At 63.2% G+C, this 21,583-nt stretch carries 21 protein-coding genes and 1 pseudogene; 8 read left to right on the top strand and 14 right to left on the bottom strand.

All coding sequences use genetic code 11. The features are described from left to right. Positions 1–104: 104 nt before the first annotated feature. Complete coding sequence (locus IB277_RS35740; protein WP_034805416.1) at positions 105–1,544, top strand: NAD-dependent succinate-semialdehyde dehydrogenase; 1,440 nt, start codon at positions 105–107, stop codon at positions 1,542–1,544. A 71-nt stretch (positions 1,545–1,615) separates the two neighbouring features. Here the strand turns inward: IB277_RS35740 and IB277_RS35735 are convergent, their stop codons facing one another. Both IB277_RS35735 and IB277_RS35730 read right to left on the bottom strand, forming a co-directional pair. Continuing rightward, complete coding sequence (locus tag IB277_RS35735; protein ID WP_034798189.1) at positions 1,616–1,909, bottom strand: type II toxin-antitoxin system RelE/ParE family toxin; 294 nt, start codon at positions 1,907–1,909, stop codon at positions 1,616–1,618. Further along, complete coding sequence (locus tag IB277_RS35730; RefSeq protein WP_034798187.1) at positions 1,909–2,157, bottom strand: type II toxin-antitoxin system ParD family antitoxin; 249 nt, start codon at positions 2,155–2,157, stop codon at positions 1,909–1,911. Before IB277_RS35730 ends, IB277_RS35735 begins: the two co-directional genes overlap by 1 nt. A gap of 270 nt (positions 2,158–2,427) precedes the next feature. On the opposite strand from IB277_RS35730, the gene IB277_RS35725 reads away from it, so the two are divergent. After that, complete coding sequence (locus IB277_RS35725; protein WP_246812896.1) at positions 2,428–3,885, top strand: MDR family MFS transporter; 1,458 nt, start codon at positions 2,428–2,430, stop codon at positions 3,883–3,885. 50 nt (positions 3,886–3,935) lie between these two features. Here the strand turns inward: IB277_RS35725 and IB277_RS35720 are convergent, their stop codons facing one another. From IB277_RS35720 to IB277_RS35705, 4 genes are all read right to left on the bottom strand, one after another. Beyond that, positions 3,936–6,629, bottom strand: coding sequence for a TonB-dependent receptor (locus tag IB277_RS35720; RefSeq protein ID WP_192373061.1), 2,694 nt, complete (start codon positions 6,627–6,629; stop codon positions 3,936–3,938). Positions 6,630–6,754: 125 nt separating this feature from the next. Continuing rightward, positions 6,755–7,738 (bottom strand): FecR domain-containing protein, encoded by a 984-nt coding sequence (locus IB277_RS35715; protein ID WP_192373059.1) that lies wholly within the window; start codon positions 7,736–7,738, stop codon positions 6,755–6,757. A 12-nt stretch (positions 7,739–7,750) separates the two neighbouring features. Next, the gene (locus IB277_RS35710; RefSeq protein ID WP_060530493.1) at positions 7,751–8,263 is read right to left on the bottom strand and encodes a sigma-70 family RNA polymerase sigma factor; all 513 of its coding nucleotides are present in this window, start codon (positions 8,261–8,263) and stop codon (positions 7,751–7,753) included. A gap of 265 nt (positions 8,264–8,528) precedes the next feature. After that, a complete protein-coding gene (locus tag IB277_RS35705; RefSeq protein ID WP_192373057.1) occupies positions 8,529–9,365 on the bottom strand; it encodes an oxidoreductase in 837 nt (278 codons plus the stop codon). A 116-nt stretch (positions 9,366–9,481) separates the two neighbouring features. On the opposite strand from IB277_RS35705, the gene IB277_RS35700 reads away from it, so the two are divergent. The 4 genes from IB277_RS35700 to IB277_RS35685 all read left to right on the top strand — a co-directional run bounded on the left by IB277_RS35700 (position 9,482) and on the right by IB277_RS35685 (position 13,910). Then, positions 9,482–10,384 carry a LysR family transcriptional regulator gene (locus tag IB277_RS35700; RefSeq protein WP_113554230.1) on the top strand — a complete coding sequence of 301 codons (903 nt, stop codon included), beginning with the start codon at positions 9,482–9,484 and terminating at the stop codon, positions 10,382–10,384. A 247-nt stretch (positions 10,385–10,631) separates the two neighbouring features. Further along, positions 10,632–11,909: a sensor histidine kinase gene (locus tag IB277_RS35695; protein ID WP_371813765.1), complete on the top strand. Its 1,278-nt coding sequence runs from the start codon at positions 10,632–10,634 to the stop codon at positions 11,907–11,909. Between the two features lie 260 nt (positions 11,910–12,169). Beyond that, positions 12,170–13,522, top strand: coding sequence for a DUF2778 domain-containing protein (locus tag IB277_RS35690; RefSeq protein ID WP_234824504.1), 1,353 nt, complete (start codon positions 12,170–12,172; stop codon positions 13,520–13,522). 121 nt (positions 13,523–13,643) lie between these two features. Next, positions 13,644–13,910 carry a DUF2277 domain-containing protein gene (locus IB277_RS35685; protein ID WP_034798165.1) on the top strand — a complete coding sequence of 89 codons (267 nt, stop codon included), beginning with the start codon at positions 13,644–13,646 and terminating at the stop codon, positions 13,908–13,910. Between the two features lie 30 nt (positions 13,911–13,940). Here the strand turns inward: IB277_RS35685 and IB277_RS35680 are convergent, their stop codons facing one another. The 6 genes and pseudogenes from IB277_RS35680 to IB277_RS35655 all read right to left on the bottom strand — a co-directional run bounded on the left by IB277_RS35680 (position 13,941) and on the right by IB277_RS35655 (position 18,457). Then, positions 13,941–14,960, bottom strand: a complete 1,020-nt coding sequence (locus IB277_RS35680) for a sulfate/molybdate ABC transporter ATP-binding protein (protein ID WP_110819799.1) — start codon at positions 14,958–14,960, stop codon at positions 13,941–13,943. Beyond that, positions 14,957–15,835: a sulfate ABC transporter permease subunit CysW gene (cysW, locus tag IB277_RS35675; protein WP_110819800.1), complete on the bottom strand. Its 879-nt coding sequence runs from the start codon at positions 15,833–15,835 to the stop codon at positions 14,957–14,959. The genes IB277_RS35680 and cysW overlap by 4 nt, the downstream gene beginning before the upstream one ends. Before the next feature lie 2 nt (positions 15,836–15,837). Next, positions 15,838–16,659, bottom strand: a complete 822-nt coding sequence (cysT, locus tag IB277_RS35670; protein WP_060581413.1) for a sulfate ABC transporter permease subunit CysT — start codon at positions 16,657–16,659, stop codon at positions 15,838–15,840. Positions 16,660–16,742: 83 nt separating this feature from the next. Further along, entirely contained in the window at positions 16,743–17,729 is a 987-nt protein-coding gene (cysP, locus tag IB277_RS35665) for a thiosulfate ABC transporter substrate-binding protein CysP (protein WP_034798159.1), read from the bottom strand. Between the two features lie 165 nt (positions 17,730–17,894). Then, positions 17,895–18,185: pseudogene (locus tag IB277_RS38480) on the bottom strand (type II toxin-antitoxin system RelE/ParE family toxin). Continuing rightward, a complete protein-coding gene (locus tag IB277_RS35655) occupies positions 18,182–18,457 on the bottom strand; it encodes a type II toxin-antitoxin system ParD family antitoxin (RefSeq protein WP_168711270.1) in 276 nt (91 codons plus the stop codon). The pseudogene IB277_RS38480 and the gene IB277_RS35655 overlap by 4 nt, the downstream one beginning before the upstream one ends. A gap of 135 nt (positions 18,458–18,592) precedes the next feature. Here IB277_RS35655 and IB277_RS35650 point away from each other — a divergent pair, with 135 nt between their 5' ends. Further along, positions 18,593–19,045 carry a hypothetical protein gene (locus IB277_RS35650; protein WP_034798155.1) on the top strand — a complete coding sequence of 151 codons (453 nt, stop codon included), beginning with the start codon at positions 18,593–18,595 and terminating at the stop codon, positions 19,043–19,045. Positions 19,046–19,078: 33 nt separating this feature from the next. Further along, positions 19,079–19,525 carry an MEKHLA domain-containing protein gene (locus tag IB277_RS35645; protein WP_060643654.1) on the top strand — a complete coding sequence of 149 codons (447 nt, stop codon included), beginning with the start codon at positions 19,079–19,081 and terminating at the stop codon, positions 19,523–19,525. Between the two features lie 43 nt (positions 19,526–19,568). Here the strand turns inward: IB277_RS35645 and IB277_RS35640 are convergent, their stop codons facing one another. Together IB277_RS35640 and IB277_RS35635 are read right to left on the bottom strand one after the other, a co-directional pair. Next, positions 19,569–21,011 carry a TRAP transporter large permease gene (locus IB277_RS35640; RefSeq protein ID WP_060581410.1) on the bottom strand — a complete coding sequence of 481 codons (1,443 nt, stop codon included), beginning with the start codon at positions 21,009–21,011 and terminating at the stop codon, positions 19,569–19,571. Next, on the bottom strand, positions 21,008–21,547 hold the full coding sequence (locus tag IB277_RS35635; RefSeq protein ID WP_051659401.1) for a TRAP transporter small permease: 540 nt from the start codon (positions 21,545–21,547) through the stop codon (positions 21,008–21,010). Before IB277_RS35635 ends, IB277_RS35640 begins: the two co-directional genes overlap by 4 nt. Positions 21,548–21,583 lie beyond the last annotated feature (36 nt).

The following is a 21,583-nucleotide window of genomic DNA, read 5'->3' as shown; positions in this document are numbered from 1 at the left end:
TCTCCAGATCTCAAGGTCGCCTGGCCAGGCGACCTGTTCCCCATTGACCTGATCCTACGGCATCGCGCTCAAAGCGGCGAACTTCATTCAGTAAAGGGTTTCCCATGGCTCACTACCCAGACATCCTGCTTCATATCGACGGCGCCTGGCGGCCGGCGCGTTCCGGCAAGACCATTCCCGTCATCGACCCGGCCAACGAGGAAACGATCGGCCAGGTGGCCTGGGCCGAAGTGGAAGACCTCAATGAGGCGCTTGCGGCCGCCGAGAAGGGCTTCAAGACGTGGCGGGCAACCTCCGCCTTCGACCGCGCCCAGGTGATGCGGTCGGCAGCCGCCCTGCTGCGCGAACGGGCCGGCGACATCGCCTTTCTGATGACGCGCGAGCAAGGCAAGCCGCTTGCCCAGTCGAAGGGCGAGATCCTTGGCGCCGCCGACATCATCGAGTGGTTCGCCGAGGAGGGAAAGCGGGCCTACGGCCAGATCATTCCGCCGCGCGCACCCGATGTCACCCAGATGACCGTCAAGCTGCCGGTCGGTCCGGTTGCCGCCTTCACGCCCTGGAACTTCCCGATCAACCAGGTGGTGCGCAAGCTGTCGGCGGCGCTGACCACCGGATGCTCGATCATCGTCAAGGCGCCCGAGGAAACACCGGCGTCGCCGGCCGAACTCATCCGCTGCTTCGTCGATGCCGGGCTTCCGGCCGGCGTCGTCAACCTCGTCTACGGCGTGCCCTCGGTCATCTCGGAATACCTGATCGCCCATCCGGTGATCCGCAAGATGTCGTTTACCGGCTCGACCCCGGTCGGCAAGATGCTGGCGGCCCTTGCCGGCCAGCACATGAAGCGCGCGACGATGGAACTGGGCGGGCATGCGCCTGTCATCGTCACCGATGATGCCGATGTCGAACGCGCCGTCGCCATCATGTCCGCCAGCAAGTACCGCAATGCCGGCCAGGTCTGCGTGTCACCGACCCGCTTCCTCGTGCAGGAGCGCGTCGCTGATCAGTTCCTCGACGGCTTCGTCGCCGCCTCGAAGACGATCAAGGTCGGCAACGGTCTCGAAGCCGGCGTCGACATGGGGCCGCTTGCCAACGAGCGGCGCATCCCGGCGATCGAAAGCCTGGTTGCCGACGCGCTCGAGCATGGTGCCCGATTGGCGACCGGCGGCCATCGCATCGGCAACCGCGGCTACTTCTTCGAGCCGACGGTTCTGGCAGACGTGCCGCTTTCCGCCCGGATCATGAACGACGAGCCGTTCGGCCCGGTCTCGATCATCAATCGCTTCCATGATCTCGACGAGGCGATCAACGAGGCCAATCGCCTGCCCTTCGGTCTTGCGGCCTATGCCTTTACCGGATCGGAGCGCAGCGCCCACCGCCTGGCAAGCGAGGTCGAAAGCGGAATGATTTCGATCAACCATCTGGGCCTGGCGCTCCCCGAAGTCCCCTTCGGCGGCATCAAGGATTCCGGCTACGGCACCGAGGGCGGCTCCGAAGCGATCGAGGCCTATCTGGAAACACGCTTCGTCACGCGAAAGAGCGTCTGACACCGGCCGCAGGCAACTGCCTCGCGACCGAGAAGCAACAGGGGACGGCGCCCGATGGCGCCGTCCCCTGCTTAAAATGCGTTGCTGATCCAGTCCTCATGCCCATGACGGACGCGAACGACGAGGATGTCGCCGTCCGCCTCGACCCGGTAGACGACCAGATGCGCCTTGAACGGATGGATGCGCATCGGCGGCGACAGCTCCGTGCGTTCGCGCGCCATGCGCGGGTTGGCGGCAATCAAGGCGAATACGGCGAAGAGTTCATCGTGATATCGCCGCGCCTGGGCGGAGCCGAAAAGGCGCACCCCATCTGCGGCGATCGCGATGATGTCTTCTTCTGCCGCGACGGAAAGCCGAAACGCCATTATCCGCGCGGCACTTCAGCGCGCGTAAGCGCCGCGGAAAAGAGCTCGTCCTTGGAGCGGGACCCGACGCCGCTCTTCAGACCGTCGTCGACAAAGCGTTGCATCACCGCAACCTTGTCATTTCGCTCCTGATCCCTGCGGATGAGGTCGCGCACATAATCGCTGGCGTTGGCATAACGGCCCGTGCGCGTTTGCGCTTCCACCCAATCCTTCATCGGGTCGGGCAAGGATACGTTCATCGTCGCCATGTCGGTCTCCATTTCCTGCGGGCAAGCATGGCATACTTTGGCAAAGTTTGTCAAATCAGCAAGCCCAGGCTGCCGGTTTTCGCCCCGCACAGCCCCACATCCTGCTACGCTCGTGCAGACCATCGTGCGGTGCATCGGAGGCGCCGGTCCGGTCTGATCGCCAAGGCGGTTGACTATCGGCATGCCAGCCTTTCTGAATGCCGTCGGCACTACTAAACGTCGGATTGCAATCAGGCCGCAAGAATGACTGAGACGCTTCATCGAAATGCAATGGCAGCAACGGGGTCCGCCCTTTCCGAGCCGGAAAAGAACGTCATCATCGGCGGCGTTCTTCTCTCCATGCTTCTGGCAGCACTCGACCAGACGATCGTGGCGCCGGCGATGCCGACCATCGGCAAGGCGCTGGGACATAGCGACTATCTGCCCTGGGTCGTGACCGGCTACCTGCTGACCGCGACGGCAATGGCGCCCCTTTACGGCAAGATCTCGGATATCTACGGACGGCGGCCGACGATCTTTGCGGCCATCATCATTTTCCTTGCGGGATCGCTGATAAGCGCGCTGGCGCCCAACATGCTGACACTGATCGTAGGCCGTGCGGTGCAGGGTCTTGGTGGCGGCGGCCTGTTTGCGCTGGCGCAGACCGTCATCGGCGATCTCGTACCGCCCAAGGAACGGGCGCGTTACGCCGCCTGGATATCGGGAACCTGGGCGGTTGCGAGCATCGCCGGGCCGCTGCTCGGCGGCACCTTCGCCGAGCATCTGCACTGGTCGCTGATCTTCTGGATCAATATCCCGCTGGGGCTGGTGGCGATGGCGATCATCAACAAGCCCCTGAGGAAGCTGCCGACCGTCGCCCGCGCGCATCGTATCGACGGGGCCGGAGCCCTATTGCTCGTCGCTGCGACTTCGCTATTGCTGCTTGCGCTCAACTGGGGCGGCAGCCGCTACCCATGGCTTTCCGCCGTCATACTCGGCTTGCTTGGCGTTTCCGTCGTGCTCTGGTTCGCCTTTGCCATGCGGCTGCGCAGGGCGAGCGAACCGCTGATCTCGCTGGAAGTGCTTGCCAATCCCATAGTGCGCTACGGAACGCTCGCGATGTTTCTGGCGCAGGGCGCCAATGTCGGGCTCTCGGTCTATATCCCCGTCTATGCGCAAACGTTCCACGGCCTGTCGGCCAGCAGTTCGGGCGTGGTGATGCTCGGCCTGCTGCTTGGGACCGTCTGTGGAGCGACGACCAGCGGGCGGACGATACCGCGCATCGTTCACTATAAGAGGATGGCGTTGGTCGGCGGCGCGCTGGCCTTCCTTTGCCTGGCGGTCCTTGCTGCTCTCGCCGGTCGGACCTCGCTCGTCGTCCTCGAAATGCTGACATTCGCCGCCGGTTTCGGCTCGGGCATGACCTTTCCGGTGGCGACGATTTCGGTTCAGAACGCCGTCGACCAGGCGCATCTTGGCGTCGCAACCGGTGTTCTGACGTTCCTGCGATCGCTCGGTGGCGCCCTCGGCGTCGCGGCATTCGGCGCGATCGCTCTTGGCAACGGACTGCCGCTTGCTGGCGAAGGGGTGGGACCGCTCGGCACGACGGTTACGTCGGCCGTGCCCTTCACCTATATCTTCATCGCGAGCGCCGCAGCGATGGCGGCGGCGCTCGTCTTCTTTCATCTCATGCCGGAAAAACCACTGCGAGGCCGCGACGAAAATCCTGTCGCCGCAGTCGTCGAATAGCTGGCCGCGCCGGCGCCGGCGCGGTCATGAACGGCATGCGGTTCGCGGGCTTAGAACTCCGCCTTCAGCGACGCGTAGAAGGTACGTCCCGGGCCGGGCTGCTGCACCAGGCTCAAGGGATCGACATAGTAGGCGTCGGTCAGGTTCTCGATGCGGAAGCTGGCGGTCAGGGTCTCGTTGATCCGGTACTCGGCGAACGCGTCCACCAGCGTATAGGGCTTCCAGTCGATCAGCGAGATGAACTGGGAAGCGCCCTGCGCGGTCACGTCGCCATGACCGATCGCGCGCGATCCTGTGCGAGAAATCCGCCCGCCAACCGTCAAGGCGTCGTCGAGGAATGTCTGCGACAGCGTCAGCGCGACCGTGTATTCCGGCGGCACCTGGTTGGTGGCGTAGTCGGCGTAGAGCGACTTGTTCCCGCAGGTGGTGGCCGTTCGGCAAAATGCGACATCGGTGTAGTAGTTGGCGGCAAGCTCGGCGGTAAAGCCGCCGCGCTCATAGCGCGCCGACAGTTCTATGCCCTGGAAATGCGCGCCGGCAATGTTGTGAATGCGCATGCCGGAAACTCCGCGCGGGTCGGTATACCATTCACGCGAAATGTAGTTGTCGACGTTCCAGTCGAAGAAACCGAGCTTCACCATCGCCTGGTCGTCGGCCGAAAACACGCCCTCGCGCCTGAGATTGGTGCCCACTTCCCAGTTGCTCGACCGTTCCGGCCGCAGGTTGGAATTGACGTTCATGGTGAAGGCCGAAACGCCCTCGAAGATGCTCGGCGAGCGCAGTGCGCTCGAGTAGTTCACGTAGAACTGGGTGCCGTCGAAGGGCTCCAACGTCACGCCCACCGAGGGGCTGAAGCCGCCGTCGCTGAGGGCCGTGTCGTAGGTGTAGCCCGGTCGGGCCTGTTCGGGGGCATTTCGATCCTCGGTCCAGTAGTGCTGGTAGCGCAGGCCACCCTTGATCGTCAGCCAATCGGTGGCTTTCCAGGCAGCCTTGGTGAAGGCCGCCGCCTCCTGCCGCGTGCCATCGCGAAGGTCGAGCCAGGTCTCCAGTTCCGGTGTGAACTTGCTCGGTCGCGTATCCTCGCTCAGGAACGACAGGCCGTAGGTCAGGTCGAGCCCGCCGTAGTCGGTCGTCAAGACCGACGTGTTTGCGACATCGGCGCCCCACATGAAGGTGTCGGAGCCGGTGCGGAAATCGGCCGGCAGGCCGAAATCTCCGGGCTGCGGATAGAGCACGCCACTCCGCCGGGGATTGCGCAGCTCCAGCCGCGTGGCCCAGAGGTTGGCCTTGAGATCGATGAGGTCGTTGTCATCAGGCTTCCAGCCGTAACGGAGCGTGCCGGCATCGACCTTCGTTCCCGCCGTCTGGCCCTGCTGCATCGCCTGACCCCGATCCGAGGTCAGGCGCGACGCCAGGAGGTCGCCGGCCTCGCTGCGAAAACCATTGTAGCCGAACTGCAGGCTGTGACCGTTCTCGAAGCGAACTGTGCCCTTGGCGAGATAGGACTTTGTCTGGAGCTGGGTGTTCAGCACCTCCTCGCCGGCGCGGTAGTTGGCGATGCCAATATTGTCGATATAGTCTTTCCAGCCCCGGGCGGGCGGCAGGCATACGCCGCTCTCATAGCAGAAGGGTCGCGGTCCCATACTCACCGGTACTGCCGAGGGTCCGTTGGTGCCCGCGTGATAGTTGCCCTGCCGGCGATAGGCGTAACCGGCAAGGAGGTCGACGTTTTCTTCCTGCATCGCACCGACGATGCTGCCCGAGCCGCTGGTCGGATCGAAGAACGAGGGGCGGTCCATTCCGTCGCTTTTTGCCGTTGCGACCGGAGGCGCCCAGGTGCCCCCCGGCCAGGCATAGCCCGCCGTGGTGCCGGCAGGCGGCGGCGTGGATGTGTTGGTGCCGAAGCCGCCTTTGACCCGAAGGCCGAATGTGTGCCCCTCCTTCACGATGTCGCCGGCGTCCAGCGTGCGCATCGCCACCGTGCCGGCGATACCGCTCGATGCGACGTCCGAACCCTTGGTGATATCGACGCCCCCCAGGAAATCCGGATCGACGAAGGTCCGGTTGGAGATGCCCTGATAGCCCTGATAGACCGTGGCCGAATTGCTGGCTCCGTCGACGGTGACGGCAACGCGGCCCATACCCTGCATGCCGCGGATGTTGACGTCGACGGCGCCGGCGCCGTTGCGCGCTTCGCCGGAAAGCACGCCCGGCGTGCCGCGGAAAATGTCGGCCGGGCTCGATCCGCGGAAGCGGTCGATGTTTTCTTGCGAGATGTAGGCGGTCGGCGCAGCCGTTTCATAGGGCGCATCCACCGGATTGATGATGCCGCCGCCGGCGACGATCGGCGCAAGCATCGTCTCGCCGTTGGCCGCACCGACCGCGTGCGCACCGGAAACGCGCTCGGTGATCGTGACGGTCCCGCCGTTCAGGCTATAGGAGAGGCCGCTGCCGGACAAAAGCTGCGAGAGCGCCTCTGCCGGGGGGATCGGTCCGCTGACGGCAGGCGCGGATTTCCCCTGGGTCAGCGATGCCGAATAGGCAAGTCTCAGCCCCGACTGCCGCGCAAATGCCGTAAGCGCCGCGGTCAGGGACTGCGCCGGTATGTCGAAGGTGGTGGCGCCGGAACGGGCAGACCGTTCCTGTTGTGCCAGAGCCGGCATTGCCGTTTGAAGTGAACCGACCGCCGTGGTTGCGACCACGACCGCGCCAAGAAATTTGTTTCGCCCCGTTTGTCTGGACATCTGATCCCTATTCCCATGCTTTGAGCGAGGGATCGTTCTTCCTGCTGGCAGGACACACCCCTCAAAAGCCGAGACGAGGCGTCACCCAAAAACCCGCAACGATGTTCGAAAAAAAGTGAAACCGGCTAGACCGCCGAGATCAATGTCACGAAGCGCGTCATGCGCGTGACCCGGATCGGCAGGCCGGACGCAAGTGCTGAAAGCGAGGCGTCAGGGGTTCTGAGATCCAGCACCGCGCTGACCAGCGTCGACTTCAAGCGGTCGTGGCTGAAGACGATCCAGCCGCCGTGATAGCGGCTAAGGGCAGCGACGACGTCGCCGAGCCTGCGGTTTTCGGCGACATACATGCCGGACTGCCATGCGAGTGCGATTGCCGGATCCTGCACGACAGGGTTACCGATGGCGCCGTCACTCCCGACCGACACGCGCTCTCCCTCGGCGATCGTAACGCCCATGAGGTCCCCGCCTGCCATTGGCGATACGCGAACGGAATGGCGGGTGACAGCAATGCCGAGCGAACCATCGGCGGCATTGGCGTCCACGTCGAAGGCGGTTCCAAGGGCCTTGACGATGGTTTCACCTGAGGCAACCTGAAAGGGTCGTGCGTCCGCCGCCACGTCGAAGAATGCCTGGCCTTCCTTCAGAACCACCCGGCGCGCCCGTTCGTCGAAATCCACGTCCATCGCAGTGCGCGCGTTGAGGACCACCCGTGACCCGTCGGGCAGGTCGATCGAACGCGTCTCTGCCGTGGTGGTCGCATAGTCGGAGCCGAGGATGCGCAGCCAGGGGCGCGAAGCGGCAAGCCCGCCTCCCAGAACAGCGATGCCGAACGCGCCGGTCAGAAGACGGCGGCGCGAAAGGAGCGCGGTGTCGCGGCCGGGATAGACGAGACCGGTTTGGCGATCGCGGCGCAGGTGTGCCGCATCGTCCCACAAGGCTTCCGCTTCGATCGCCGCCGCCTCGTGCTCGGCACTTTGTCCGCGCCACGCATCATAGGCGCGTTGATCCTCGCTGGTCGCCTCGCCGGAATGCAGCCGGACGACCCAGGCGAGCGCCGCGTTGGAGATGTCCCTTGCGGGACATTGCGTTGTCGCTGATGCCGGTTTCATCGCCGCCCCTTGTCAGACATGGTCCAGCTCGCGCCGCACGTCGCGGCAATGGCTCAGGGCACGCAGCATGTGCTTTTCGACCATGCTGACCGAGATGCCCAGCGTTTCGGCTATTTCGCGGTGCGAAAGGCCCTCGACCTTGTTCATGATGAAGGCCGTTCGGCAGGCCACCGGCAACTCGTTCAAGAGAACGGAAAGGGCTGCGACCTTGTCGCGAAATTCCAGCCGCAACGCAAAATCGTCCGACGATGACAGACGGTCTGCCTGGTCCAATTCGACCCGGCGCGACCACTCCCGCTCGAGCTTGATGCGAAAGTCGATCGCCGCATTTCGCGCTGCCCTGAACAGGTAGGAACGCGGGTGCTCGACGCTGCGGCGGTCTACCCTCACCATGCGCAGATAGGCGTTCTGCACAACTTCCTCACCGTCATCCCGATTGCCGATCAGGCGCGATGCGTAGCGCACCACCTCCTTGTGGTGACGCCTGAAGAGCAGACCGAGCCAGTGATTGAGAGAGCTTGCCATCAGCCACCCTTCCTAGCGAAGCGCGCCACGGCGGTCTTGGGGGTGGATTTCTTCAGGCATGATGCAAACTTCGCGGGAAAAGCTGCGGCTCGTCCGATGCCGCACGCCAATACTTGTCTCTTATACTCATGTTTTAGAGCCCGACAAGCGCCTTTGCGCGAAAACGCTGGGATTGGATCGCCGGCACCGAACCCCGGATGGTTCCGGGCAGTCGGTACCGGCGGCATTTATTGCTGATCAGAAGAAAATCGATCCAGGCTCTGTTTCAAACGGCCTGTTCGAAGTCTGTCGAAACGGAAACCGTGTGCCACTGGGCAAGAAGATCGCGATCCGAAGCGTGCTTGGCCTCGATCGCAGCCACCGTGTCGCTGCCAAGCGGAAGCCGGACCGGCGGCTGCTCCGCATCGACGAACGCAATCAGTACGTTCGCAAGCCTGTCGGGGTTGCCCGGCTGGTTGTGGCTGATCTCCTTCGCCTTGCTGCGAACGGCACCTGCGGTCTCCGCATAGTCGCTGATCTCGATCGGGCTGATGCTCAGTGACGTCGAGTCGAGAAAATCCGTGCGGAAATAGCCGGGCTCGATCGCCGTCGCGTAGATTCCGAGGGGCGCGAGTTCCGCCGCCAAAGCCTCGGTCAGTCCCTCGACGGCAAACTTCGTCGAGCAGTAAACGCCGAAACCAGGTCCGCTGCGGTAGCCGCCGACGGATGAGAAGTTGAGGATCCGCCCATGGCGTTGGCGGCGCATGTGTGGCAGCACCGCGCGGGTCACGGCCAGAAGTCCGAAGACGTTGGTCCGATAGAGCGCTTCAATCTCGGGACCTGTCGCTTCCTCGACCGCGCCCAGGAGACCGTAGCCGGCGTTGTTGACCAGGATGTCGATGCGCCCGAAGCGCGCGATCGCCTGGCCCACAGCCTGATGCGCCTGGGCCTCGTCAGTGACGTCGAGCGCGACGGCCAGGAGATTGGGATGATCCCTGAAGCGGTCCGCGATCGCCCTGGGATTGCGCGCCGTCGCGACCACCTGATCACCCTTCGCCAGGGCCTTTTCAACGATAAGAGCACCAAATCCACGGGATGCGCCAGTGATGAACCACGTATGCATGTGAACCTCCGGGTTGTTTCGCCGCTCCATCGTCGGCGGCTGGGAAGGTTGTACTGCGAGACGTCTGCTGAGATAATCGACTGGATTCTTGTTGAGTTGTTGAATAGCATTCATCAATGCGAACCATATCGCCGTCCGACCTGTCGCCTTTCCTTGCGCTCGCCCGCCACCAGAGCTTCCGCCGTGCCGCCGACGAGATCGGCTGCACGCCGTCCGCACTCAGCCACGCCTTGAAGGCGCTTGAGGAGCGCCTGGACCTTAGGCTCTTCAACCGGACCACCCGCAGCGTTGCGCTGACCGAGGCGGGAGAACTTCTGCTTGCCCGCGTGGCGCCCGCCTTCCGCGACATCGAGGACGCCCTTGACGATCTCAACAATTTCCGGGGAGCGCCGATCGGACGGTTGAGGTTCAACACGGCGCGCGCTTCGGCAAAAATGGTTCTCCTGCCAATCGTTGCGCGGTTTCTCGAAAGTCATCCGAAGGTCAACATCGAGATCGTCGTCGATAACGACCTTGTCGACATGGTGTCGGAGGGTTTCGATGCGGGTGTTCGCTTTGGCGAGATCGTCGCGCAGGACATGATCGCCGTCCCGATCGGTCCGCGCCAGCGTACCGCGATCGTGGCAACACCTTCCTTCTTCGAGCGCCACGCAAGGCCTACCGCTCCCGGGCATCTGAAGGCGCTGTCCTGCATCGGACTGCGCTTCGGCAGCGGAAGGCTCTATGCCTGGGAGTTCGAGCGCGGCGGTGTCGAAGTTCAGGTCGAGGTGACCGGTGCCCTGATCGTCGATGACCAGGACATGATGGTCGACGCGGCCCTTCTCGGCGCGGGGATCGCCTTTGCCTTCGAGGACCAGGTGCGCGCGCTCATCGACGAGGGCAAGCTGGTCCGCGTCCTTGAAGACTGGTGCCCCTATTATGGTGGCTTCTATCTCTATTATCCGAGCCGACGCCAGATGCCGGCGGCGCTCAGGGCATTCGTCGATTTCGCCAGGGTCTGGGACAAGTCAACGCCTTGAGTCGGAACAGCGCAAGCGATCGTCGAGCCCGCTCGCTGCTCTCCCGCCTTTCCGCGTAATGTCCGTGCAACCTCGCGTTTACAATCGTCTCGGCAAGGTTTTACTGACATCGGTCTATGCCGCCTCAATAAAAGCGTAAGCCGAACGGCGTTGCCGGTCCAACAACATGGTGCGGATAGTGTGGAAGCTCTGGCCACGGTCTCTCAAGCAACGTCTCATTGCACACTTGCTGGTTCTGCAGCTGGCGGTGCTTCTTGCGTTCGGCCTATCCTTCGTCACGCTGCTCGTCGTCGCTGACGAAGGCGGCGCGCTCGTCAGTCCCGCCCCGGTCGAGACGGCGTTCCGCGCGATCAAGCGGAGTGCCAGCGGCAAGCTCGAACTCGCTGACACCGCGGAACTGGCACGCGTTCGTCGCGAGCAACCGCATTTCTGGTTCATCGCGCGCAGCGACGGGGGCGAGATCGTTCAGTCCGGCGACGTACCGGAGATCTACCGCGGCATGACCGTGGCCCTCGACCGAATGACCTATTCGGACATCCGCGACGACGGCCCGCCATCGAACTATCTCGCCGTCATCCGGCGCATGACAAACGAGGAAGGCAGCTTCACCGTATTCGGACAGGGAACGCTTCTGAGCCAACCTTCGCTCATCCTCTCGTTCTCACGCCTGTTCGTCGCGCCGATGCTGGTGCTGCTCGCGCTCGTCACGATCTTCGCGGTGCCCCGCATCGTCAACCGGGCGATCCGGGGCATCTCCGATCTCGCCCGCGAAACGGATGAGATCAACATTACGCACCGGAGCCACCGGCTGGCCGAAACGGCGGTTCCGAGCGAGGTCCGCCCGCTCGTGCGCGGCATCAACAGCGCCCTTCACCGGCTCGATCAATCCTATGGCCAACATCAGCGCTTCATTCTCGACGCCGCCCATGAGCTGCGGACGCCTGTGGCCATTCTTCAGGCGCGGCTCGACTTGCTCGCCTCAGGGCCGGAGCGCGACCGGTTGATCTCCGACTGCGAGAGGATTTCAGCGCTTGCCGAGCAGTTGCTCGATCTGCAACGGCTGGAAGCCGACGCCAGGCCCTTCACCGCCGTGGACCTCGTCGCGCTCTGCCGCAACGTCGTTGCCGACCTTGCTCCGCTCGCCATCGACGAAGGCTACGACCTGTCGTTTGAACAAAACACCGAGCAGTCGCTGATACAGGGCGACGCAGTCTCGCTTGAACGGGCGGTTACCAATCTCGTCCAGAACGCGATCGAGCATGCCGGAAACCAGGGCGTGATCGTCGTACGGGTCGCACCGGACGGCGTGATTGAAGTCAGCGACGACGGCCCGGGCATCCCGGAGGGGGAACGCGAGCGCGTCTTCGAGGCTTTTTACCGCCTCAAGCCGCGCGAACGTGGCGCTGGTCTCGGCCTCAATCTCGTTCTGCAGATCGCGCAGCGACACAGAGGCCGCGTGAGCATCCTCACCTCACAGAGCGGCGGTGCCTGCTTCCGGCTGGCCTTTGAGAACGGACGCATCTGAGCTGCAATCCGTAGTACCCCCAACAGGCAAGTGTGAGCGTAGTCCGAGTACTAGTCGCCCGGAAAGGGGCCGAAATGGGCCTTTTCGGCGGAAAAAAATCGATCCGGGATCTATTTCGGCGGTTGGAAAGCAAAATTTAACCATACTTCTCCATCTTTTGTCCATCAGTCGTCAAGAAGGGGACAATCCAGAAATCGCGCAGCGGCGTTCGCTCGCCGGGCTGAGAGCCTTTGTGAGATTTTCTGGCTTGATTTGCGTTGTTGAGTAAGATCATTCGCCCACAGTCTTTGCACCGTCTGTTGCGCCCATTGCTGATCACTTGCTGCGGCACCGCCCTCGTCGGCGCGGCTGCGTGGTCGCTTGTCGGCATGGCCGCGATCGGCAGTTCCTACGCGCATGGTTCCGGCCGCCTGCTGCCGAAGCCGCAGCTGCATTTGGCCGAGACGACCAAAGAGCGCGCCTGGGACAAGCACGCCAGAACCAACCAGGCGACGCGGCTCGTGGCCGCCGCCGCGGCGCAGCCCGTCATGGTCGCAAGCCTCGCTCCCAGCGAGGCGAGGTTCGGGCACGATGCCCTGTTCCCGATAGATGCGGAAACGATCGGCAAGAGCGCCCGGATTGCAGCCGCGGTGAAAAAGGCTGTTCTCTCGTCCGAGAAAGTCGCGAGCATCCCCGTTCCCGCTACCCAGGTTCACCATCAGATCGCCACGGTAAAGCTCCCGGCGCCAGAACGCTTCGCGCCGGTGGCGTCTGTTGCCATTGCCAAGAACCCGGTCCAGCTCGCCTACGCCACCCCCTCCCAGAGCCACGTAGAAGGCAGCGCCTTTTCGGCTCTGTTGACGGCGCCGTCCGAGGACGATCTCGCCGAACAACCGGACCAGGACCAGGCTGAAGACACGGCCGCCCTGCCGAGCCATGAGGACACGCCCTCGGTCGGTCCCATGCCGCAATTCCGCCCCCGCACCGCGCAAGCGGAAAAGCCGCCCGCCGAAGACGAAAAACCTGCGACCAAGCAGGCGGAAGACGCAGCGGTGAAAAAGGAAGAAGAGACCGCCAAGGCAGACGCGGACGAAGCGCCGAAGAAGCAGAAACTTGCCTATGCACGGCCGGAAGATCCGACCGAGAACAGTGCCGGCACCGGTTTCGGCCAGGCGTTGCGTAACATGTTTGGCGGCGGAGCGAAGGCCGGCAACGGCGTCGCCGTCTACGACATCACCGCTGCCAAGGTCTATATGCCTGACGGCAGCGTGCTCGAGGCGCATTCCGGTATCGGCAAGATGGCCGACAACCCGCGCTACGTCGACGTCAAAATGACCGGACCGACCCCGCCGCACACCTACAATCTCAGGATGCGCGAAACGCGTTTCCATGGGGTTGAGGCAATCCGCATGCTGCCGGTCGACGGAAGGAACAAGCACGGCCGCGACGGCTTCCTGACGCATAGCTACCTGCTGCGCGGCAAGCGCGCGGAATCCCATGGCTGCGTCGCCTTCGCCGACTATCCGCGATTCCTGACCGCCTTCAAGCAGGGCAAGGTCAAGCAGATCGTCGTGGTGCCGAGCGGCGGACGCGCGGCCGGCATGCGCCTGGCACAGAACGGCCGGAACTCCTGAGCGGAGCCGGCCAACGGTCGGATTGCAGGCAGCGGACGGTAAAGGTCTTTCGCTGACGAGGAACGGGCACTAAGATCCGGCCCTCGACAGGAGCGAGAACGAAGAGGACCGGGAGCCCGTCATGTGCCGAAACATCAAACCCCTGTTCAATTTCGAGCCGCCGGCGACGAACGCCGAGATCCATGACGCTGCGCTGCAGTTCGTGCGCAAGCTAAGCGGAACGAGCAAGCCGTCCAAGCGGAACGAAGCGGCGTTCGAGCACGCGGTCAATTCGATTGCGGCATGCGCGCAAGAACTGCTCGATGCGCTCGAGACGTCACAGCCCCCACGCAACCGGGAAGAAGAAGCAGCCAAGGCGCGCGCTCGGTCCGCCCTCCGCTTCGCCTGACGGCGGCAAGAGGCTGGCCGCGCGCTCAGCCTAAATCGCAAATACCGTTGCCCGGCGCAGCGTCACGTAACCGGTGTCGCCGGCCTTCACGATCCGCTCCGGCTCCAGGTCCAACTCCAGCGGCACGCCACGCTCCGTCGTCGCGACCACCCGGCGGCCGCCAGGGCGATCCATCACCCGGCTGATATTGGCCGCGATACCCGGGCCTCCCGCCGCCCAGTCGAGATCGACCGGCCGGGCGTAAAGCTCGGCCTTGCCGTCGGCGATCCCTGCGGCATCGATGACCGCGCCATCGGCATAGGCCCGACCATCGCGCACCTCGGCGGGAAGCATGTTGGCATCGCCGAGGAACTTCATGACGAAGGCCGATTTCGGCTCGCGGCAGACCTCCTCCGGCGTCCCCTGTTGAACGATATGGCCATCCTTCAGGATCACCACGCGGTCGGCGAGATCGAGCGCCTCTTCCTGGTCGTGCGTGACGAAGAGCGTGGTGATGCCGAGCTCACTATGGATTTCGCGCAGCCAGCGCCGCAGCTCACGCCGGACATTGGCATCAAGCGCGCCGAAAGGCTCGTCCAGCAGCAGCACCTTTGGATCGACGGCAAGCGCGCGGGCAAGTGCGACGCGCTGGCGCTGACCGCCGGAGATCTGCGCCGGAAACCGGTCGCCGAGCCCTTCGAGGCGAACCAGGCGCAACAGTTCAGCGACCCGCGCATGGATGGCCGCCTTGTCGCGCTTGACCTTCGAGACCTCCATGCCGAAGGCGATGTTCTGCGCCACGGTCATATGCGGGAAAAGCGCGTAGTGCTGGAACACGAAGCCGACGCCGCGATCGCGCACCGGGATGTCGGTCGCATCCTGGTCGCCGAAATAGATGTGACCGCCATCGGCGAATTCGAGGCCGGCAACCATGCGCAATATCGTCGTCTTGCCAGAACCGGAGGGCCCAAGCAGCGCGACGAGCTCGCCGCTTTCGATCTCCAGGGAGACGTCCTTGACGGCACGGAAGGTTTGGAAAGTCTTGACGACGTGGTCAAGGCGGATCTTCATGATGCATTCTCCGCGGAATTGGCAACTGGGCGGACGCGGCCCGCCCCTTGGCGCTCCAGAGCGACCTTGGCGATGATGGTGAAGACGGCGATGAGCGCCAGAATGGACGCCGACGCAAAAGCGCCCGCCGCCTGATAGTCGTGATAGAGCAGCTCGATATGGAGCGGCAGGGTGTTGGTCTGGCCACGGATGTTACCAGAGACGACCGAAACCGCGCCGAACTCGCCCATCACGCGCGCATTACAAAGGACGACGCCGTAGAGCAGCGCCCACTTGATGTTGGGCAACGTCACCGAAAAGAAGGTGCGGAAGCCGGAAGCGCCGAGGGAAACGGCCGCCTCTTCGAGATCGCGCCCCTGGGCCTGCATCAGCGGAATGAGCTCCCGGGCGACAAACGGCGCGGTGACGAACATCGAGGCGAGCACGATGCCTGGAATGGCAAACAGGATCTTGATGCCATAGGCATCAAGTGTCGGACCAAACAGGCCCTGCAGCCCGTAGACCAAGAGATAGGCAACACCCGCGACGATCGGTGAAACCGAGAACGGGATCTCGATCACCACCAGCAGGAAGCCCTTGCCGCGGAAATCGAATTTGGTGATCGCCCAGGCGGCGGCGACGCCGAAGGCGGTGTTGATGGGTACGGCGATCAGCGCCGCAAGCACGGTCAGCATGATCGCATGGCGCGTGTCGGGATGCAGGATCGTGTCGCGATAGACCTGCCAGCCTTTGGCAAAGGCTTCGACACCGATGATCAGCAGCGGCGCGAGAATGAGGAATGCGCCGATGATCAGCACGATACCGATAAGGGCGCGGCGGAACACGGGGCCGTCACCGACCCGCGGCAGCGTGCGTACGGTCTTTTTGAAACTCATCGTCAAGACCTCCGGGTGTAGCGCAGCGCCCGCGCCTGCAGCCAGTTGGTTACCGCGAGCATGAGGAACGCCGTGAGCAGCAGGACGGACGCGATCGCCGCCGCTGCCTGATAGTCGTATTCCTCAAGCCGGATGAAGATCAGCAGCGCGGTGATCTCGGTCGACATCGGCTGGTTGCCGGCGATGAAGATGATCGCGCCGAATTCGCCGAGCGAGCGGGCGAAGGACAAAGAGACGCCGGCGAGAAGCGCCGGTGTCAGTAGCGGCAGAATGACCTTGCGGAAGATCGCGAGGTCCGAGCCGCCAAGCGACTGGGCTGCCTCCTCCAGCGCCGGATCGAGATCCTCCAGTACCGGTTGCACCGTGCGCACGATGAAGGGCAGCGAGGTGAAGCACATGGCGATCATGATGCCGATAGGCGTATAGGCAACCTTGATGCCGTAGTTTTCGAGGATTGAGCCAAACACGCCGTTGGTCGTGAAAAGTGCGGTCAGCGAAATGCCGGCAACGGCCGTCGGCAAGGCAAAAGGCAGGTCGACCATGGCATCGACGATGCGGCGCCCCGGAAAGCGGTAGCGCACCAGCACCCAGGCGAGCGCCAGGCCGAAGAAGAGATTGAAGAGCGTCGCGCCAAGGGCGGCCGTCACGGTGACGCGATAGCTTGCGAGTGCCCGCGGCGACGAGACGATCTGCCAGTAGTCGAGAGGGCCGAGGCTTGCGGCCTTGAACACGAGGGCTGCCAGCGGCAGAACGACGATCAGGCTCACATAGAGCAGCGTCACCCCCAGCGACAGGCGTAACCCGGGCAGGACATTGCGTCTCAAGCGTTCATTTCCTTGTCATGTCATGGTGAAACCCGGCAGACGGTTCGTCTGCCGGGCTGACTGAATGCGAGTTTAAAGAGCGATCAGCGGCTGCCGTAGAGCTTGTCCAGAACGCCGCCCGAGGCGAAGTGCTCTGCCTGGATCTTGCTCCAGCCGCCAAAGACGTCATCGACATTGACGAGGCGAATGTCGGGGAACTGCGCCTTGAATTCGCCGGCAACCTTTTCGTTGCGGACGCGGTGGCCGAACTCGGCGGCGATGCGCTGGCCTTCCTCGGTATAGAGGAAATCGAGATAGGTCTTGGCGAGCGCCTGAGTGCCGTGCTTCTCGGCGACCTTGTCGACGACCGCGACCGGGAACTCGGCGAGCAGGCTGACCGACGGGATGACGGCCTCGACCTTGTCGGCGCCATACTGTTTGGCGATGCTGCGGGTCTCTGCCTCGAAGGTGATCAGGACGTCGCCGGTTTCGCGCTCGACGAAGGTGGTTGTCGAGGCGCGGCCGCCGGTGTCGAACACCGGAACGTTGTCGAAGATCTTGGTAATGTAGGCTTCGATCTTCGCCTCGTCGCCTTCATAGGCCTCCTTGGCCCAGGCATAGGCCGCCAGATAGGTGTAGCGCGCATTGCCCGACGTTTTCGGATTGGGGAAGACAGCGTGAACATCGTCACGGGCGAGATCGGACCAGTCCTTGATGTTCTTCGGGTTGCCCTTGCGCACCAGGAAGGACGGGAAGGAATAGAACGGCGAGGCATTGTTCGGGAACGCCTTCGCCCAATCCTTGGAGACAAAGCCGTTCTTGGCCAGGAACTCGATATCGGTGGTCTGGTTGAAGGTGACGACGTCGGCTTCCAGGCCTTCGAGGATCGAGCGGGCCTGCTTCGACGTGCCGGCATGCGACTGGTCGATGGTCACGCCCGGATGCTGCTTGATGAAGGCCTCGTTCTCGGCAACGAAGAGCTCGCGGGAAACGTCGTAGGAGGCGTTGAGAAGCTTCGTCGGCTCCTGTGCCAGCGCAGGGGTCACAAAGTGCGCGACAAGGGTGGCGCCGAGAATGAGGAGGCGTTTCATGCGGTTCTCCGGTGTTGATGCTGACCCAGAACCTATCGGCAGGCGTGTGGGAGCGCGAGGGAACGCGGACCCTGGTTGTGCCAAGCCTTAGAAATTTCGTCTCGTTTCCGCTCAGTTTCGCGGAGTTTTTGCCTCAGCTTTCCCAAGGCAACCAATAGCTTACAGTCAGGGCTTATTCAGCACGCGCCACACGTCGATATGGTCGGCCCGTTGACGATAGAACACGAGGTATGGGTACCCCTTCAGACCGACACTTCGCCAATGAGGGAGCGCCAGTTCGTAGGCAAAGCGCAACGAACCGGATTCCGGACGCGCAACAATCAACGCATAGGCAGCCTGAAACGCGTCGCCAAAAGCGTGAGCGACGTCAGCCCCAGCCTACGTTGCATAACACTCGATCGCCGCCTCGACGTCGCTGCTGGCCGGTTGACGCGAAATGACCGGCTTGTTGCTCACTTGGCCGATCGACCACGAACTCGGTCACGCAAATCGGCGAAGTAGCCAGCGTCGGTCGGGTCGGCTTGTGCGGAAGAGGCACCATCGAGCAATAGCCGACGCAGATTGTGCCAGTCCTGATCCCGGCGGATCAACTCCCGGATAGACTCGCTGCTCGTACCATAGCCTCGCCGGGCGACCTGCTCGTCGACGAAGCTTTTGAGAGAGTCCGGGAGGGAAATGTTCATGGTGTTCATGGGTGGCAGAATAGCGCATTCGGCAAAAACTGGCATGAATGGTGATCTTTAACACCAGAGCCGATCGCCTTACGCGGGGAACCTCTCGGCCGCAGCAATATGACAATCGGGGACTAGATACATCCTTAGCGCTTTGACTAGATAGGCGTTCAAGGCAGGGTTGGCGATTCGATGACGATATACTTCAAGGCAGGAATTTCCGATGAAATGGCGCTCGGGATGATCGAGCGTTGTTTCTCCGATGCGAACGACTATGACGGCTATCTCGACATTTTTGCCGACTACACCGAAAAGACCGTCTCGTGGAGCAAGGGCAGATCCGTTGAGGAGTTCAAGGACCAGATCACCGAGGCGCTGCGCGCGGCCTGGGAAGCTTCGCCCTTCTGGCAGGTCTATGAGCGCCGCGAAGAGCGGGACGACGCCGGCACCAACGAAATTCGAAGGGCAGCGATCGCCCTGACCCGCACCTATGGCGGCGTGGTCGTGATCACGCTCAGCCTGCTTGGAAGGCGCAGCAGCGCAAATGACCTCGAGCTGGTGTTCGTCTGCTTCCAGGAAGATGCGCAACGCCGGAATTTCCGCGTGCGTTATGACGGGAAGTTCATTCCGTCCTTGAACGCCTGACGCCCCTACCCTGGGCCATTGAGTCGAAGGGCGATGACAACCGAATATGATGCCGATGACGCCTTCGCCCTGATCGTTGCAAGTTACCGCCAGGTGACCGGCAAAGAGCTGGTCGACCATCCGTTCGACGGCCGCTGGCTCTACGAGAGCGCACCCTTTGCGCTTTTGGCGCACGACCGGTCGGAGGACCCGCGTTTCTTCTACGCGAACAAAACCGCCCAGGCCTGCTTCGGCTACAGTTGGCAGGAGTTCATCGGCATGCCGTCGCGCCTCTCGGCCGAGGCGCCGAACCGCGAGGAACGGCAGCGTCTTTTAGACAGCGTCTCCACCAAGGGCTTCATCGACAGCTATCGCGGCCTTCGGATCGCAAAATCCGGACGCCGCTTCTGGATCGAGAACGCCATCGTCTGGCAATTGGTGCGGGCCAACGGCGAACATGCCGGCCAGGCCGCCATGTTCCACAGCTGGAAGGATTTGTAAGCGCGCTGCCCAAGGCGGAGGGTGTGCTCCTGTCTGCTTCCTCTCAATTCAACAGCCGGACCAGTGCCAAAGCGACACCGGGCGACAGCGTGATGATCGCCAATCGGATGAGGTCGGCAATGACGAAGGGCATGACGCCACGATAGGTCTCAACGATCGGAACGTCGGTCGCCAGCTTGTTGATGATGAAGACGTTGAGGCCGATCGGCGGGGCGGAAAGACCGATGCCGACGACGATGAGCACGAGAATGCCGAACCAGATGGCAACGTCCTCGGTCGGCATGCCCAAGTCCAGCGTCAGGATGATCGGAATGAAGACCGGCAACGTCAGCAGGATCATCGCCAGTTCATCCATGACGGCGCCGAGCACCAAATAGGTGACGAGCATGCCGCAGATGACGACATAGGGCGGCAGGCCCGACTGTCCGACCATTGAGGCCAGCGTCGCCGGCATCTGCGTTAGCGCCAGAAACGCGCCAAAGACCTCGGCGCCGAGCAGGATCAGGAAGATCATCCCGCTCGTTTCAGCCGTCTGCAGCAGCGCGTTTTTCAGGGCGCCAAGGCTCAGGGTCCGTTGCAGCAGCCCCACCAGCAGCGTTACGGCGGCACCCACCGCGGCACCTTCCGTCGGTGTGAACACTTCGCCATAGATGCCGCCGACCACCGTGACGGCAACCGCCGCCGCGGGCACGATCGCAAAGTCCGCAGCCAGCAGCAGCAGGCCGAATATCGCCAGCAATACGCCCCCTACCGTCCCGAGCGAGCCGAGCAGCCAGCCGATCGCGCCACCGGCAAAGATGATCAGCCCTACGGGCCTCGCCCAGAAAGGACGGGGGGTTCGAACCGCCTCGGTCGCCGTGACCGGCGGCGCGAGATCGGGTTTGCGCCGGACGACGACGGCGATCGCGATCAGATAGAAGGCGGCCGCCAGCAGCCCCGGCACCAGGGCGGCCTGAAACAGCTTGGCGATGTTCTGCTCGGCGGTGATCGCATAGATCACCAGGATGACGGATGGGGGAATGAGGATGCCGAGCGTGCCACCAGCGGCAATCGTCCCGGTGCCAAGACCGACATCGACGCGCGCCCGGCGCAGTTCCGGCAGGGCCGCACGCCCGAAGGTCGCCGTGGTTGCGACCGACGAGCCGCAGATCGCGCCGAATCCGGTGCAGGCGGCGATGACCGCCATTGGCATTCCGCCCTTGAACCGTCCGAAGCCTCGCTCGGCGACGCGAAAGAGCGTTGCGGCGATGCCCGATTGCTCGGCAAGCGCGCCCATCAGGATGAAGAGCGGTATCACGGAAAGCGTGTAGCTGGCAAACTGGCTGTAGGTGTTGGTCTGCAGATAGTAGACCAGCGCATGCGGGCCAGAGAGATAGGCATAACCGGCAGCGCCCACCGCAAGCATGGCAAGGGCGATCGGCATCCGGATGGCGATCAAGAGCAGCATGGCTGCGAATCCGACGAAGGCAATGGCAAAACCGCTCATCGGCCGCCTCCGATTTTCAAGAGGGAAACGGAAACTCCGATGATGGCTGCGAGCGCCGCCAGCGCCGCACAGGTCAGATAGACTGGCCAGATCGGCCAGGGCAGCTGGATCAGCGTCGTCCCGTATCCCCTCGCCTCCAGGCCACCAGTAAACAGACCCCAGGCAAAAAACGCCAGGCAGCCGGCCAAAAGCAGGTCCCAAAGGCCGTCGATGACCCGCGTGACGCGTGCGGGGAGAGCCAACGTGAAGGTATCGACGGCAATATGGCCGTTGCGGGCCTGTGTGTATGCGAGAAAGGAGAAGGCGGCGACGCCGACCGCCACCTCCACCAGCTCGTAGTCGGCCGGCACCGGCCGATTGAACAGCCATCGGCCCAGCACGCTGACGGTGACCAATCCCGCCGCAAGGCAAAGAAGCGTGCCGCCGATCAGTGCCAAACCGGCCGCGAGGCGTTCGACTTCCCTGCGGCGCGGCACCCTCACCGCGTCCTCGTATCCTACGTCTTCCATTGTTGAGGCCTCGAGCTGTTGGTTCATGCAGCGGCGCGTTCAGGCGCCACGTTCAGGCGAGTA

Origin of the sequence: Ensifer sp. ENS07 (assembly GCF_014852185.1) — a bacterium.
In the GTDB taxonomy this organism is placed as follows: Bacteria; Pseudomonadota; Alphaproteobacteria; order Rhizobiales; family Rhizobiaceae; genus Ensifer; species Ensifer adhaerens.
This window is presented reverse-complemented; position numbering and strand designations above follow the sequence as displayed.

Bases quoted from the DNA above. Each gene is read 5' to 3' on its own strand.
- IB277_RS35740 (WP_034805416.1), top strand. From the start codon at position 105: ATGGCTCACTACCCAGACATCCTGCTTCATATCGACGGCGCCTGGCGG.
- IB277_RS35735 (WP_034798189.1), bottom strand. From the start codon at position 1,909: ATGGCGTTTCGGCTTTCCGTCGCGGCAGAAGAAGACATCATCGCGATC.
- IB277_RS35730 (WP_034798187.1), bottom strand. From the start codon at position 2,157: ATGGCGACGATGAACGTATCCTTGCCCGACCCGATGAAGGATTGGGTG.
- IB277_RS35725 (WP_246812896.1), top strand. From the start codon at position 2,428: ATGGCAGCAACGGGGTCCGCCCTTTCCGAGCCGGAAAAGAACGTCATC.
- IB277_RS35720 (WP_192373061.1), bottom strand. From the start codon at position 6,629: ATGTCCAGACAAACGGGGCGAAACAAATTTCTTGGCGCGGTCGTGGTC.
- IB277_RS35715 (WP_192373059.1), bottom strand. From the start codon at position 7,738: ATGAAACCGGCATCAGCGACAACGCAATGTCCCGCAAGGGACATCTCC.
- IB277_RS35710 (WP_060530493.1), bottom strand. From the start codon at position 8,263: ATGGCAAGCTCTCTCAATCACTGGCTCGGTCTGCTCTTCAGGCGTCAC.
- IB277_RS35705 (WP_192373057.1), bottom strand. From the start codon at position 9,365: ATGCATACGTGGTTCATCACTGGCGCATCCCGTGGATTTGGTGCTCTT.
- IB277_RS35700 (WP_113554230.1), top strand. From the start codon at position 9,482: ATGCGAACCATATCGCCGTCCGACCTGTCGCCTTTCCTTGCGCTCGCC.
- IB277_RS35685 (WP_034798165.1), top strand. From the start codon at position 13,644: ATGTGCCGAAACATCAAACCCCTGTTCAATTTCGAGCCGCCGGCGACG.
- IB277_RS35680 (WP_110819799.1), bottom strand. From the start codon at position 14,960: ATGAAGATCCGCCTTGACCACGTCGTCAAGACTTTCCAAACCTTCCGT.
- cysW (WP_110819800.1), bottom strand. From the start codon at position 15,835: ATGAGTTTCAAAAAGACCGTACGCACGCTGCCGCGGGTCGGTGACGGC.
- cysP (WP_034798159.1), bottom strand. From the start codon at position 17,729: ATGAAACGCCTCCTCATTCTCGGCGCCACCCTTGTCGCGCACTTTGTG.
- IB277_RS35655 (WP_168711270.1), bottom strand. From the start codon at position 18,457: ATGCCAGTTTTTGCCGAATGCGCTATTCTGCCACCCATGAACACCATG.
- IB277_RS35650 (WP_034798155.1), top strand. From the start codon at position 18,593: ATGACGATATACTTCAAGGCAGGAATTTCCGATGAAATGGCGCTCGGG.
- IB277_RS35645 (WP_060643654.1), top strand. From the start codon at position 19,079: ATGACAACCGAATATGATGCCGATGACGCCTTCGCCCTGATCGTTGCA.
- IB277_RS35640 (WP_060581410.1), bottom strand. From the start codon at position 21,011: ATGAGCGGTTTTGCCATTGCCTTCGTCGGATTCGCAGCCATGCTGCTC.
- IB277_RS35635 (WP_051659401.1), bottom strand. From the start codon at position 21,547: ATGAACCAACAGCTCGAGGCCTCAACAATGGAAGACGTAGGATACGAG.